General features: G+C 69.7%; 11 protein-coding genes and 1 riboswitch. Of the genes, 4 read left to right on the plus strand and 7 right to left on the minus strand.

What is annotated here, in order from left to right:
• Positions 1–144 precede the first annotated feature (144 nt).
• Together ACEN2M_RS18550 and ACEN2M_RS18555 are read right to left on the minus strand one after the other, a co-directional pair.
• A complete protein-coding gene (locus ACEN2M_RS18550; protein ID WP_441649620.1) occupies positions 145–1,500 on the minus strand; it encodes an MFS transporter in 1,356 nt (451 codons plus the stop codon).
• Between the two features lie 129 nt (positions 1,501–1,629).
• Positions 1,630–3,291: a sensor histidine kinase gene (locus ACEN2M_RS18555; protein ID WP_441649621.1), complete on the minus strand. Its 1,662-nt coding sequence runs from the start codon at positions 3,289–3,291 to the stop codon at positions 1,630–1,632.
• 125 nt (positions 3,292–3,416) lie between these two features.
• On the opposite strand from ACEN2M_RS18555, the gene ACEN2M_RS18560 reads away from it, so the two are divergent.
• On the plus strand, positions 3,417–3,785 hold the full coding sequence (locus ACEN2M_RS18560) for a response regulator transcription factor (RefSeq protein WP_441649622.1): 369 nt from the start codon (positions 3,417–3,419) through the stop codon (positions 3,783–3,785).
• A gap of 4 nt (positions 3,786–3,789) precedes the next feature.
• Here ACEN2M_RS18560 and ribH read toward each other — a convergent pair whose 3' ends face one another.
• The 5 genes from ribH to ACEN2M_RS18585 form a co-directional block, all read right to left on the minus strand.
• Positions 3,790–4,263: a 6,7-dimethyl-8-ribityllumazine synthase gene (ribH, locus tag ACEN2M_RS18565; protein WP_441649623.1), complete on the minus strand. Its 474-nt coding sequence runs from the start codon at positions 4,261–4,263 to the stop codon at positions 3,790–3,792.
• Positions 4,260–5,522, minus strand: coding sequence for a GTP cyclohydrolase II (gene ribA, locus ACEN2M_RS18570; protein ID WP_441649624.1), 1,263 nt, complete (start codon positions 5,520–5,522; stop codon positions 4,260–4,262). The genes ribH and ribA overlap by 4 nt, the downstream gene beginning before the upstream one ends.
• Positions 5,519–6,214, minus strand: a complete 696-nt coding sequence (locus ACEN2M_RS18575) for a riboflavin synthase (protein ID WP_441649625.1) — start codon at positions 6,212–6,214, stop codon at positions 5,519–5,521. Before ACEN2M_RS18575 ends, ribA begins: the two co-directional genes overlap by 4 nt.
• Before the next feature lie 9 nt (positions 6,215–6,223).
• Positions 6,224–7,300: a bifunctional diaminohydroxyphosphoribosylaminopyrimidine deaminase/5-amino-6-(5-phosphoribosylamino)uracil reductase RibD gene (gene ribD / locus ACEN2M_RS18580; protein ID WP_441649626.1), complete on the minus strand. Its 1,077-nt coding sequence runs from the start codon at positions 7,298–7,300 to the stop codon at positions 6,224–6,226.
• An 83-nt stretch (positions 7,301–7,383) separates the two neighbouring features.
• Positions 7,384–7,515, minus strand: a riboswitch (FMN riboswitch).
• A gap of 76 nt (positions 7,516–7,591) precedes the next feature.
• Positions 7,592–8,491 (minus strand): sugar-binding transcriptional regulator, encoded by a 900-nt coding sequence (locus tag ACEN2M_RS18585; protein ID WP_441649630.1) that lies wholly within the window; start codon positions 8,489–8,491, stop codon positions 7,592–7,594.
• A gap of 246 nt (positions 8,492–8,737) precedes the next feature.
• Between ACEN2M_RS18585 and ACEN2M_RS18590 the strand changes: the two genes are divergently transcribed.
• From ACEN2M_RS18590 to glpK, 3 genes are all read left to right on the plus strand, one after another.
• Positions 8,738–10,474 (plus strand): FAD-dependent oxidoreductase, encoded by a 1,737-nt coding sequence (locus ACEN2M_RS18590; RefSeq protein ID WP_441649627.1) that lies wholly within the window; start codon positions 8,738–8,740, stop codon positions 10,472–10,474.
• 111 nt (positions 10,475–10,585) lie between these two features.
• The gene (locus ACEN2M_RS18595) at positions 10,586–11,350 is read left to right on the plus strand and encodes an MIP/aquaporin family protein (protein WP_441649628.1); all 765 of its coding nucleotides are present in this window, start codon (positions 10,586–10,588) and stop codon (positions 11,348–11,350) included.
• A 48-nt stretch (positions 11,351–11,398) separates the two neighbouring features.
• Complete coding sequence (gene glpK / locus ACEN2M_RS18600; protein WP_441649629.1) at positions 11,399–12,916, plus strand: glycerol kinase GlpK; 1,518 nt, start codon at positions 11,399–11,401, stop codon at positions 12,914–12,916.
• Positions 12,917–13,079: the final 163 nt, after the last annotated feature.

A 13,079-nucleotide genomic window follows, 5' to 3' on the forward strand; every position in this document is an offset into this window, starting at 1 on the left:
CCCACCCCCCCCCCCACCCCCCACCCCCCCCCCCCCCCCACACCCCCCCCCCCACCCACCACCCCCCCCCCCAAACAAACCCCCCCCCCCCCCCCCCCCCCCCCCCCCACTTCAGGTGCGAACCAGGGCGGGTCTGCAGGGCGGTTAGCGCTCCAGGTCGAGGTCGCGGGTCTCGCGGCTCAGGTACAGCGCCACCAGGGTGATCAGGCCCATCACCGAGAGGTAGATGCCCACCCAGAACGGGCTGCCCTCGCCGAGGGTCCACAGCCAGACGGCGATGAACGGGGCCACGGCGGCACCGAGGATCGAGCTCATGTTGTAGGCGAACGCCGAACCCGTGTACCGCACGTGGGTGGGGAACAGCTCGGGCAGCAGCGCGCCCATCGGGCCGAAGGTCATGCCCATCAGGGTGAAGCCGACGATCAGGAAGATCATCACGCCGAGGAACCCGGCACCCAGCAGCGGCACGAACAGGAAGCCGAACACGATGATGCCGGCGGTGACCCAGAGCAGTGTGCGGCGGCGGCCGAACTTGTCGGCCCAGGGGCCGGACGCGAGGGTGAAGATGCCGAAGAACACCACCCCGCCGATCATCATCAGCACGAACGTCGTGTAGCTGTAGCCGAGGCCCGCCACCGGCGCATCCGTTGCGGCCCGGCCGTAACTGAGGCTGAACGTGGTCATCAGGTAGAACAGCACGTAGGTGGCCAACATGATGAACGTGCCCAGGATGAGTTCACGCCAGTTGGACTTGAACACCGCAGCGAGCGGCAGCTTGGCCACCTTCTTGGTGGTGACGATCTTGGTGAATGCGTCGCTCTCCACCAGGCGCAGACGCACCCAGAGGCCCACGATCACCATGACGGCGCTGAACAGGAACGGCACGCGCCAGGCCCACTCGAGGAACGCGTCGGACGGCCGGGTCGGGTCGTCGGAGGGCAGCAGCAGCGCGATCAGCAGGAACAGGCCGTTCGCGATGATGAAGCCGAGCGGGGCGCCCACCTGCGGGAAGGTGCCGTACCAGGCGCGCTTGCCCTTGGGGGCGTTCTCGGTGGCCACCAGGGCGGCGCCGCTCCACTCGCCGCCGAGCGCGAAGCCCTGGGCCAGGCGCAGGATCACGAGCATCGCCGGGGCGAGCCAGCCGACCATGGCGTAGGTGGGCAGCAGCCCGATCAGGAACGTCGCGATGCCCATGGTGAGCAGCGCGCCGACCAGGGTGGCCTTACGGCCCTTCTTGTCGCCGAAGTGACCGAAGAACAGGGCGCCGAGCGGGCGGGCGACCATGGCGGCGCCGAACACCGCGAACGAGGCGAGCAGGGCTGCGGTCTCGTTGCCGGACGGGAAGAACAGGTGCGGGAAGACCAGGACCGCGGCGGTGGCGTAGACGTAGAAGTCGTAGAACTCGATCGTGGTGCCGATGAGGCTGGCCAGGATGACGCGACTGCGCGGATTCGTGGGCGCGGGGGCGACGGACGTGGCCGCCGCGGTGGATGCTGACATGGTTGTGGGCGCTCTCGAATGAGGGGAAATGGCGTGGCTGAGTTTCGGCGCGAGACGGCGGTCAGTCGTCTGGGGCGGACAGGGACGCTCAGGGGAAGGGGACGGCCGCTTGTGGCGGCCTGATTCACCCTACATTCGCGCGGCCGCCGCCGACGAATCCCCGCCGGTCGGCACCGCTCTGCCGTGCGCCGGGGCGCGGGGGATGGCGACGGTGACGTGGGTTCCGGTGCGGCCGTCCGACTGCAGGTCGATGCTGCCGCCGAGCCTGTCGACGAGGCCCTTGGTGAGGGGCAGGCCGAGCCCGGTGCCCGCGAGTGACTCAGCGCTCGCCGAGCGGAAGAACCTGTCGAAGACCCGCTCGATGTCGCCGGGCGGGATGCCGATGCCGTTGTCGCTCACGGTGAGCAGCACCCCGTCGGCGTCCGGGTCGGCGGAGCAGCCGACCCAGACCTGGCCGTGCCGGGGCGTGAACTTCACGGCGTTGCCGACCAGGTTGGTGAGCACCCGGCGCAGGTCCGACGACGAACTGTGCACTTCGAGCAGCCCGGCGCCGCACTCGGCCACGAGACTCACCCCGGCGACGTGCGCCTGCGGTGCCAGCTCCTCGACGCATTCGGTCACCAGCGCCGCCACGTCCACGGTCCCGGTCTGGCCGGCATCCGAGTGGATGCTCATGCGGGACAGGTCGAGCAGGTCCTCCACCAGCTGGGCCAACCGGTTGGAGTTGCGCACGATCACCCGGGTGAACCGGGCCTGATCGGCATCCAGCTCGGTGTCCTCGAGTTCCTCCGCGTAACCCAGGATGCTGGTGATCGGGGTGCGCAACTCGTGGCTGACCGACGAGACGAAATCGTCTTTCTGGCGGTTGAGGTCGCGCAGGGCGTGCACGACGTTCCGCTCACGGTCGAGCAGGTCGTCGCGCTGGGCGAGTTCGGCGGCCAGCAGCAGAACCGAGGTGGCGTAGGTGAGCAGGAAGATCTGCACCAGGTAGCCGGTGGCCGGACTGGTGTTCTGGCCGTCGGTGAAGTAGCCCACCCCCAGGGAGGTGAACGCCGAGGCGATCAGCGCCGTGCCGCACAGTTCCCAGCTCACCACGCGGATGCCGAAGCGGAACGCCGCCCAGGTGAGCAGCGGCAGGATGAGGAAGGAGAGCGGCAACCCCTGGCCGGGGCCGTAGGCCACGATCAGCACCAGGATCATGGCACCCACCTGGATGAGCAGTTCGATGCGCCGTTCCGGGTTGATCCGGCGGCGCGGCACCAGGGCCAGGGGCACGAGAACGAACACCGCGAACGCGTGCGAGGGGATCGCCGTGAGCAGCACGCCGCCGAAATCGGCGTCCGCGAACGACCACAGCGTCAGACCGGCGAACACTCCCAGCACGACGGCGCCGCAGAGCGCCGCGACGGTGAACCGCAGCACGTCCCGCACGGTGTCGAGCCGGGCGGGCTTGTCCCGGTCGGCCACGATGGCGGTGACCACCCAGGCTTCGAGCGCGTTGGCCAGGCCGAAGCCGAGCGCCACGGTCAGCGGGCGGCCGCCGCCGAGGTTCGCGGCGGTACTGACGAGCCCCACGAGCACGGTGACCAGCCAGCGTTCCGGCCCTCTGGCCACGCAGACGGCCAGCACGCCGGCAGCCGCGGCGGGCCACCAAGCGGCCACCCCTGTTCCGCTCGACGGCGCCAGCAAGACCGCCAGGCCGAGCGCAAAGGTCAGCAGCAACAGCAGGCCGATCGACGCGTACCGCCACCGGCGCGGAGCCAGCCAGAGCGAGGCGACGAGGTTGTTCATCGGCGTGCGGCCCCCCTGTGTGTAGTCCGGCCGCGGCGCGGTTGGATAGTGTCAACGTAGCGTGTCGTGTGCCCCCAGCAGGGGACACGCGCAAGAGATTGACGCTGAACCAGGAGACACGACGGATGGCGCGCATATTGATCGTCGAGGACGACGAAGACGTTCGGGCCCTGATCGGCCATAAACTTCGCCGCGCCGGGCACGACGTGACCGAGGCTGGTGATGGTGAGGAAGGCCTCGCGTCGGCGAAAGCAGGTGCGCCCGATCTCATGGTGCTGGACTGGATGATGCCCAAGCTCACGGGAATCGAGGTGTGTGCCCAGATCCGCGCGGAAACCGCGCTGAGCCAGCCGCGCATCCTGCTGCTCACCGCGAAGTCGCAGGACAGCGACATCGCCCTGGCCATGGCGACGGGGGCGGATGCCTACCTGATCAAGCCGTTCCGCGCCAACGACCTGCTCGACAGGGTGACCGCTCTGCTCGAGAACCGCTAGGCGCCTACCGCTCGCGCAGCTTCCGCAGCACCAGGGCCGTGGCCAGCGCCGCGGTGGCGGCCTCCTCACCCTTGTCCTCCTTGGAGCCGGGCAGCCCGGCCCGGTCCAGGCCCTGCTGCTCATCGTCGAGGGTGAGCACCCCGAAGCCCACGGGCTTGCCGGTGTCGAGCGCCACCCGGGTGAGACCATCCGTCGCCGCCGCCGAGACGTACTCGAAGTGCGGGGTGCCGCCGCGGATGATCACGCCGAGCGCCACCACCGCGTCCGCGCCGTTCTCCAGCGCCACCTTGCTCGCCACCGGCAGTTCGAAGCTGCCGGGCACCCGCACCAGCGAGAAGGTGGCCCCGGAGGCCTCGAGCACCCGGGTGGCCCCGGCGATGAGGCCGTCGGTGATCACGTCGTGCCAGCGGCCGGCGATGATCACCACCTCCAGTCCGGTGCCGTCGACGTCGATTGCGGGGGAGCCTGCTCCACTCATAGTGCGAGTCCTTTCACGATCTGGTGTGCTGAAATCTCATGGCCCATGCGGTCACGCTTGGCCGCCAGGTAGTCCTCGTTGTGGCTGCCGACGCCCACGACCAGGGGCACCCGTTCGGTGACCGTCACTCCGTGCGCCTCGAGCTGGCGCACCTTCTCCGGGTTGTTGGTGAGCAGGCGCACCGAGCCCAGGCCCAGTTCGTCGAGGATGGCGCTGGCCGCGCCGTAGTCGCGGGAGTCGGCCGGCAGGCCCAGCGCGAGGTTCGCGTCCAGGGTGTCCAGGCCGTCTTCCTGCAGCTTATAGGCGCGCAGCTTGTTGATCAGGCCGATGCCGCGGCCCTCCTGGCCGCGGAGGTACACCACCACGCCGCCGCCCTGTTCGATGGTGTCCAGCGCCGCCTGCAGCTGCGGGCCGCACTCGCACTTGAGCGAACCGAACGCCTCGCCGGTGAGGCACTCCGAGTGCACGCGCACCAGGGCGCCGTCCTGCGGGGTGCCAGAGACGATGGCCACGTGGTCGGCGCCGGTCATCCGGTCCCGATAGGCGCGGATCTGGAACGAGCCGTGTTCGGTGGGCACCGTGGTCTCCACCTCGAAGTCCACCCGCGGGGATTCCCGGATCGGGCTGACCGAGGCGAGGTCGTCGCCGCCGTGAAACTTCTGCAGGTAGTCGATGAGGTCGGCGATGGTGATCACCGCAACACCCTCGCGCTCGCCGAGCACCAGCAGCCCGGGCAGGCGCATCATCTCGCCGTCCTCGGCGACGATCTCGGCGATGCCGGCCACGGGGATCAGCCCGGCCAGTTTCATCAGGTCCACCGCGGCCTCGGTGTGGCCGTCGCGTTCCCGCACGCCGCCGTCCATGGCGCGCAGCGGCAGGATGTGGCCGGGCCGGTTGAGGCTGGCCGGCGTGGAACTCGGCTCGGCCAGCACTCGCAGTGTGTGTGCCCGGTCGGCGGCGCTGATGCCGGTGCTCAGGCGGTCCGCGGCGTCCACGGTGACCGTGTAGTTGGTGCCGCGCGGGTCTTCGTTGTTCAGCACCATCACCGGCAGGTCGAGGGTGTCGGCGATGTCGTTGGTCATCGGGGCGCAGATGAAACCGCTCGAGTGACGAACCGTCCAGGCGATCCACTCCTGGGTGGCCAGCTGGGCGGAGATGATCACGTCGCCCTCGTTTTCGCGGCCCTCATCGTCGGCGACGATGACGGGCTTGCCGAGCCGGAGTGCCGCCAGGGCGGTGGGGATGTCGGCGAGGCTCATGGGGTGCTCCTTAGAACTGCGGATGGTGCGGATGGTGCGGATGTTTCGGATGTGTCGGTCTGGGGGGAGGGCCCGGCGGGGGTGCGGGCCGACAGGGCCAGCATCCGTTCGACGTGCCTGGCGATGATGTCGGTTTCGAGGTTCACCGCGTCGCCCACGGTGAGGGCGCCGAGCGTCGTGGCGGCGAGGGTCTCGGGAATCAGCGACACCTCGAACCACTGCTCGGGCTGGTCGGCCGGGGAGATGTTGCTCACCGTGAGGGAGACGCCGTCGATGGCGATCGAGCCCTTGTCGACCACGAGCGGGGCCAGCGCCGGTTCGAGGCTGAACCGCACGACCCGCCACGCCTCGCCGGGAACGACGGCCAGCACGGTGCCGGTGCCGTCGATGTGGCCCTGCACGATGTGGCCGCCCAGGCGGCCGCCCACGAGGGCGGCGCGTTCCAGGTTCACCGGGGACCCCGCCGTCGCGCCGGCCAGGGTGGACATCGACAGGGTCTGCGCCATCACGTCGGCCGTGAAGGTCTCGGGGGTCTGCGCCACCACGGTGAGGCAGACGCCGTTCACCGAGATGGAGTCGCCGTGACCGGCGCCGTCGACCACGAGCGGCCCGCGGATGGTGAGCCTGGCGGCGTCGGCCGTGCGCTCGATGCGCTCGACGGTGCCGAGCTCCTCAATGATTCCGGTGAACATGGGTCCTCTTCAGATCTGGGCGGCCGGCGCGGACCGGGCGGTGTCGGTGGTGCGGAAAGTGTCGGGGGAGTCGGCGGGGTGGGCCACCAGGAGGATGTCGTCGCCGAGCCGCAGCAGGTCGTCGACCTGCAGCCGGCGCTGGGCGTCGATGCCCGGCACGCCGATGTCGCCGAGCGCGAGCCTGTCGCCGCCGAGCAGCGTGGGGGCCAGGTAGACCAGGTACTCGTCGACCAGGCCGGCCCGCACGAAGGCACTGGCCAGGGTGGGGCCGCCCTCCACGAACACCCGCCGGATGCCGCGCTCGTGCAGGGAGCGCAGCAGGGCGGGCACGTCGTGGTCGGACAGAAACCACGGGCTGAGCGGATGCCCGTGCACGGCCGCGCCGGCCGGCACCGGGCGGCGGCCCACCACCACCGGTCGTGGCTGGCGGGCCAGCAGGGTGCCGTCGGAGGCCCGGGCGGTGAGGACCGGGTCGTCGGACAGAACGGTGCCTGTGCCCACGAGGATCGCGTCGGCGCCGGCCCGGCGCTCGTGCACATCCAGGCGGGCGGCCGGTCCGGTGATCCAGCGGCTGGAGCCGTCCTGCGCGGCGGCCCGGCCGTCCAGGCTCGACGCCCACTTCACGGTCACGAACGGGCGGCCCAGCCGCGCCGCGACCAGCCAGTCGGCCAGGAAGGCCCTGGCCTCGTCGGCGAGCAGGCCGCCGGTCACGTCGACGCCGGCCGTGCGCAGGCGGTCGCCGCCGCCGGCGGAGTGGCGGCCGGGGTCGGCGACGGCGTAGACGACCCGGCCGATGCCGGCGTCGATGAGGGCCTGCGCGCACGGGCCGGTGCGTCCGGTGTGGTTGCAGGGTTCGAGGGTGACCACGGCGGTGGCGCCGCGCGCGGCGTCCGGTTCGAGCTGGGCGAGGGCATCCACCTCGGCGTGGCAGGTGCCGGCGCCGCGATGCCAGCCCTCGGCGATGGTGTCACCGGCCGGGTTCAGGATGACGCAGCCGACGCGGGGATTGACGCCCTCGGCGGGGCCGTTGGCCGCCAGTTGCAGGGCTCGACGCATCGCGCTGGTGAGCGTGTGCAGCTGCTGCATTCCCTGTCCCGTCGTGTTGACGCTCTCCGGGAGGGGGTTTTCGCGTACGCGAAAGCCGTCGACGGTTCACCAGGAACCATCGATCCGTGCGCCTCCCATCCGGACTTTAACCGTCGGTGCTGGAATTTCACCAGCTCAACCGGATCCCAAGACTCGGGTTCCAGCTCGCGGACTCTCACCGCCGGTTCGGATTCTCACCGACCCCGGAGCACGTTTCTTACTCTTCAGTTATAGCTCAACGCACAGCGGTGCGGCGTATTCCCGGCGTAACGCGGCGACGCTTCGGATGCCTCAGCTGGCGACCAGCGCCCTGGCGGTGCTCTCGTCCACGAACAGGTCGGTGATGAGGTCGGCCTTCAGCGCGCCGCGGAGGCTGGGCAGTTTCGCCGTGCCCGAGACCACGCAGAGCCGCCGCGGGGTCTGCCTGAGCACACCGAAGTCCGGCCCGGTGCCGCGGGCGTTCAGCGGGATGCCGTCGGTGGAGCCGTCGGCCCTGAAGAAGATGGTGGCCACATCGCCGACCACCCCGGACCGGCTGAGCGAGGCGTACTCCGCCTCTTCGAGGTAGCCGCCGGCGTAGACGTGGCTGGGCACCTCCGAGAACGGGGAGCCGAGGCCGAACAGGGCCACGTCCATCCGCGCCTGCATCTCGAGCAGCCGGCTCACGCTGCGTTCGCGCCAGAGGGCCTGCTTGGTGGCCGGGTTGTCGAAGAACGCCGGCACCGGAAACTGGTGCACGTGCGCGCCGAAGGCATACCCGAAGCGGCCGAGGATCTCGCTGGCGTAGCTGAGTCCGGTGGTGCGCATGTTGCCGGCGCCGTTGAGCTGGATGATCTGCGAGCCGTGGGTCTGCTTGGGCGTGACGTGGCGGCTGATCGCGTTCATCGTCGACCCCCAGGCGATGCCCATGACCATGTTCGAGTCGAAGAACTGACCGAGAATTCGTGCAACCGAGAGCGCCACGCGCTCCAATCTGTCCACATCGGTGGCGTGATCGGGCACTGGAACCACGTGCGCGGTGATGTGGAACCGTTCCTGGATCAGCAGCTCGAGGCGGCTCGGGGCGTCCATGGGGGAGCGGATCTGGATGTCGACCAGACCGGTGGCGCGGGCGTGGCTGAGCAGGCGGGACACCGACGAGCGGGAGGTGTGCAGCTCGTGGGCGATGGCATCCATCGTCAGATCCTGCATGTAGTAGAGGTGCGCCGCCGTCAGGGCGTCGCGCACCCGATCGGACTGCGCTGACTCGTCGACGAGGCTCACAGCCCCTCCTTGCACGTTTGTTCACTCGGCTTGACCGGATGTGATTGATCTACTCAAGCTTGATTAATCCATATGGATGGCCCCCGCGCAAACTCGGCTGGGCCATTCGCTCCAATTCGGCCGAGCACCACCCGGCTTCTTGACCGGTCGAATGTCGAACAAAGGTAGTGAACAGTGCAGTCCTCCCCCCTCTCCTCGCCCGCTGATTCCGCCCGATCCGCCCTTGCTGCCCGCCCGCAGGCGAAGGTGCTCATCATCGGCGCCGGCATCAACGGCATCGCCACCTTCCGCGACCTCGCCCTGCAGGGTGTGGACGTCACCATCGTCGACCGGGGCGACTTCGTCTCCGGCGCCTCCGCGGCGTCGTCGCACATGATCCACGGCGGCATCCGCTACCTGGAGAACGGTGAGTTCAGGCTCGTCAAGGAGTCCGTCACCGAGCGGAACGGCCTGCTCAAGATCGCGCCGCACTACGTGAAGCCGCTGAAGACCACGGTGCCGATGTTCTCCGCCTTCTCCGGCGTGCTCGCCGCCCCGCTGCGCTTCCTCACCCACAAGCAGGGCAAGGCGCAGGAGCGCGGCGCGCTGCTGATCAAGGTGGGCCTGGTGCTCTACGACTCCTTCTCCCGCGACGGCGGCTCGGTGCCCAAGCACGAGTTCCACGGCCGCAAGAAGTCCCTGGAGCGTCTGCCGCGGCTGAACCCCGGCCTCAGGTACACCGCCACCTACTACGACGCGTCGATGCACGACCCGGAACGCCTCGCGCTCGACGTGCTCCGCGACGGCCTCGACACCGGCGAGCACGCCCGTGCGGCCAACTACATCGAAGCCGTGGGCATGGATGCCGACGGCGTGCGGCTGCGGAACACCGTCACCGGCGAGGAATTCAGCTTCGCCGCCGACGTGGTCGTGAACACCTCTGGCCCCTGGACCGACCTGACCAACTCGGCGCTCGGCCAGGTCAGCACTTACATGGGCGGCACCAAGGGTTCGCACATCGTGCTCGACCACCCCGAACTGCTCGCGGCCACCGGCGGCGGCGAGATCTTCTTCGAGAACAACGACGGCCGCATCGTGCTGATCTACCCGCTCGCCGGCCGGGTGCTCATCGGCACCACCGACCTCGAGCACGACATGAGCCAGCCGATCCGCACCACCGAAGACGAGATCGACTACTTCTTCGACCTGGTCAAGCACGTCTTCCCCGACATCACCGTGGACAGGTCGCACATCGTGTTCAGGTTCTCGGGTGTGCGCCCGCTGCCCCGCCACGACGACGAGGCTCCCGGCTTCGTGTCCAGGGACTACCGCATCGAGTCCACCCCGCTCGGCGCCCGACCCGGCACCCTGCTCAGCCTGGTCGGCGGCAAGTGGACCACCTTCCGCGCCCTGGCTGAACACCTCAGCGGCGACATCCTCACCCTGCTCGGCCTGCCCCGCACCGTGTCGACCGAGGGCCTGGCCATCGGCGGCGGCAAGGGCTTCCCGGCCACCCCCGCCGCGCACACCGTCTGGCTGGCCGCGCACGGCGATGAGGTCGGTCGCCCCCGCGCCCAGGCCCTGCTCACCCGCTACGGCACCCGCGCCGGCGCGATCATCGACTTCCTCACCGAAGCCCCGGATGCGCCGCTTGCGCACAACCCGCTCTACACCCGCCGGGAGATCGAGTACCTGGCCCGCGAGGAGTCGGTGACCCACCTGATCGACCTGCTGCTGCGCCGCACCAGCCTGGCCTTCGTCGGCGGGCTCAGCGTGGCCCTGCTCCACGAGCTGGCCGGTGTGCTCGCACCCGTGCTCGGCTGGGACGCCGACCGGAGCGCCGCAGAGGTGACCGCTGCTGCCCAGGAGCTTGACGAAGTGCACGGCGTCGACCTCGGCGTCACCACCGCGGGCACCGTGCCGGCGCTCTAGCCGCAATTTTCTGAACCGGAGGGGCGGAGGATTTCTCCGTCCCCCGGTGACCGCACGACGGCGTGCGCGATGGCTTGTCGTGCACGCCGCAGAACCAATTGAAAGGTCAACGTGGACAATCTCGGTGTTGTATTCCTCTCGGAGGTGGTGGGCACGGCCCTCCTCGTCCTCCTCGGCTGTGGCGTGGTCGCCAACGTCGCACTCACCAAAACCAAGGGCTTCGGCGCGGGTTTCCTGATGGTCACCATCGGCTGGGGCCTCGCGGTCTACGCCGGTGTGATCGTCTCGTACAACTCCGGCGCACACCTGAACCCCGCGGTCACGCTCGGCCTGGTCGCCTCCGGCGCCACCGAGTTCGGCCTGGGCGTTCCGGTGAACCCGCTGTCCATTGCCGCGTACCTCACCGCAGAGATGCTCGGCGCGATCCTCGGCGCCATGGTGGTCTGGTTGGCCTACAAGCAGCACTTCGACGCCGAGCCCGACCCGGCGAACAAGCTCGGCGTGTTCGCCACCGGGCCGGCCATCCGCTCGTACGGCTGGAACCTGGTCACCGAGATCGTCGGCACCTTTGTGCTGGTGCTCGTGATCATCGGCTTCAGCGACGGCCGCCAGGGTGCGACCGGTGGCATGGCCGCCCTCGGCGCCCTGCCGGTGGCGCTGCTCGTGATCGTGATCGGCACCTCGCTCGGTGGGCCCACCGGTTACGCCATCAACCCCGCCCGTGACCTCGGGCCGCGCATCGCGCATGCCCTGCTGCCGATCAAGGGCAAGCGCGGCTCGGACTGGTCCTACGCGTGGGTTCCCGTCGCCGGACCGATCATCGGCGGAGTGCTGGCCGGCTGGTCCTCGCTGGTGCTGCTGCCCATCCTCGCCTGATACCCCTTTTTCCCGATTTCCAACCCGTCCCAACACAGGAGTTCCGACATGAGTGACAAGTACATCTTCGCCATCGACCAGGGCACCACGAGCACCCGCGCCATCATCTTCGACCACTCGGGGTCGATCGTCTCCACCGGCCAGCTCGAGCACGAGCAGATCTTCCCCCGCGCCGGCTGGGTCGAGCACGACCCGATGGAGATCTGGGGCAACACCCGCCAGGTGATCGGCCAGGCGCTGTCCAAGGCCAACCTCACCCGCCACGACATCGAAGCCGTCGGCATCACCAACCAGCGCGAGACCGCCGTGGTCTGGGACCGCACCACCGGGCTGCCGGTGTACAACGCGATCGTCTGGCAGGACACCCGCACCCAGCCGATCGTGGACCGCCTCGCCGCCGACGGCGGCGGCGACCGGTTCAAGAAGGTCGTCGGCCTGCCGCTGGCCACCTACTTCTCCGGCACCAAGATCGCCTGGATCCTCGAGAACGTCGACGGCGCCCGCGAGAAGGCCGAGGCCGGCGACCTGATGTTCGGCACCACCGACACCTGGGTGCTGTGGAACCTCACCGGAGGCCTCGAGGGCGGCGTGCACCTCACCGACGTCACCAACGCCAGCCGCACCCTGTTCATGAACCTCGAGACCCTCGAGTGGGACGACGAGATCCTCGCGGCGTTCGGCGTTCCGCGTTCGATGATGCCCGAGATCCGTTCCTCCAGCGAGGTCTACGGCACCGTCAACGAGCACAGCCTGCTGCGCGAGGTGCCGATCGCCGGCATCCTCGGCGACCAGCAGGCCGCCACGTTCGGCCAGGCGGCCTTCGATCAGGGCGAGGCGAAGAACACCTACGGCACCGGTAACTTCCTGATCTTCAACACCGGCACCGAGATCATCCACTCGGAGAACGGGCTGCTCACCACGCTGGGCTACAAGCTCGGTGACGCCGACCCGCACTACGCCCTGGAGGGCTCGATCGCGGTGACCGGTTCGCTGGTGCAGTGGTTGCGCGACAACCTCGGTCTCATTTCGTCGGCGAGCGAGATCGAGTCTCTCGCCCGCACCGTCGACGACAACGGCGGTGCCTACTTCGTGCCCGCGTTCAGCGGCCTGTTCGCGCCGTACTGGCGCTCGGATGCCCGCGGCGCACTGGTGGGCCTGACCCGGTTCGTCAACAAGGGCCACATCGCCCGCGCGGCTCTGGAGGCCATCGCCTTCCAGACCCGTGAGGTCATCGACGCGGTCAACGCCGACTCCGGCGTGCCGCTGACCGAGCTCAAGGTCGACGGCGGTGCCACCGGCAACAACCTGCTGCTGCAGTTCCAGGCCGACATCCTCGGTGTGCCCGTGGTGCGCCCCGTCGTGGCCGAGACCACCGCGCTGGGCGCCGCATACGCGGCCGGCCTGGCCGTGGGCTTCTGGAGCGGCCTGGGCGAGCTGCGCGCCAACTGGCAGGAAGACGCCCGCTGGGAGCCCGACATGGAGGTCGCCGAGCGCGAGCGCCTGCTGCGCAACTGGAAGAAGGCCGTCACGAAGACCCTCGACTGGGTCGACGAAGACGTCCTCTAGCCCCCGGTTGCCCCCCAGAGCTGCTCCCTGGCTCGACCTCGGCGCCGCACCCGCCGCTCTTCCGAGCTATGCGGGTGCGGGGGGGGGGGGGGGGGGGGGGGGGGGGGGGGGGGGGGGGGGGGGGGGGGGGGGGGGGGGAGGGGGGTGGTGTGGCGGGATAGTT

It is taken from the genome of Cryobacterium sp. W22_MBD10_FK3 (genome assembly GCF_052113745.1).
In the GTDB taxonomy this organism is placed as follows: domain Bacteria; phylum Actinomycetota; class Actinomycetes; order Actinomycetales; family Microbacteriaceae; genus Cryobacterium.